General features: G+C 47.0%; 1 protein-coding gene. It reads right to left on the reverse strand.

The genetic code is table 11. From position 1 onward, the window contains the following. Window positions 1-10 precede the first annotated feature (10 nt). A complete protein-coding gene (locus ACTHUM_RS15195) occupies window positions 11-811 on the reverse strand; it encodes a hypothetical protein (protein ID WP_070461636.1) in 801 nt (266 codons plus the stop codon). Window positions 812-1,006 lie beyond the last annotated feature (195 nt).

The following is a 1,006-nucleotide window of genomic DNA, read 5'->3' on the forward strand; positions in this document are numbered from 1 at the left end:
GCCCAGATACTCAACGGCGGTATTTCATTTCGGTCTTCATATCGTCCAAAATACGTTTGACGTTGTGTTCCAACACATCTTCCACCAAGCCCGGAGCCTGCTCGTTCAGCATTTGCTGCAACTGGTAAGTGAACAAGGCCATTTGTTTTTGCACGGCAATCCGAATCATGCCATTGACCGCATCGGCCACATGGGGGCGTAAACGCTTAATCAGACGCTCGGTCAAATCTTTTTCAGAAACGCAGAATACCTCCCGACGGCCAATCGCTTGCGGGTTCAATACATTGATATGGACATTAATGGCCGGTTCTTTTTCAAGGCCGTCTGAAACCGCCTCTTCAGCCACTTCCGCATCATCATTTTCCGGTTTTTCAGTTTCTTCCACTTCAGGCGCATCAAAATCTACGGCACCTGATTTCGGATTCAGTCTGACGGTGCGCGTTGATTCGATATGACGCTCTGAAGCCGCAGCCTGCAATGCCGATTGCGCGCTCAACCAGTTATCCTGCAAAACCACCATTGCATCGGTTTCCACTGCCTCGCCCTCGTCGGCAAGGGCAGTATTGTGTTCCAACTGCCAGCGGTACAAATACTCTTCCAATACTTTTTCACGATTGTCAGCATCCAGTTTATATTCTTTTTTAGGCGCGGTTTTGGGCGCAACATCGACAGCGTCGTCCGATTTTTTGACCAATGGCGCATGAGTCGGCTCAGTATTGAATTGTCGTGCCTGACGCAATCTTTCCAGGCGTTTTTCCCAATTCAGGTCTTCTTCCTCGAGGGCTGTGGGGTCAAGACGGTTGTTTTCCATAATCTCGTTTTTTCATTTTTATTGTGAACCGTATTTCAAACCTAAAATTACTTGAAATACGGCCAATGGTTGGACATATCCGGCAAGCCGGCGCAAGCGTCACATTTTAATATTAATTCGCTATATAATCACTATTTTATTTAACTCAAGGATACATCATGAGCAGCATCGAACAACGCCTCGAATATCTGGAAG

The organism is Neisseria sp. P0021.S006 (assembly GCF_051956895.1).

What these genes read in the sequence shown, in the direction of transcription:
- ACTHUM_RS15195 (WP_070461636.1), bottom strand. Translation starts at nt 811, where the DNA reads ATGGAAAACAACCGTCTTGACCCCACAGCCCTCGAGGAAGAAGACCTG.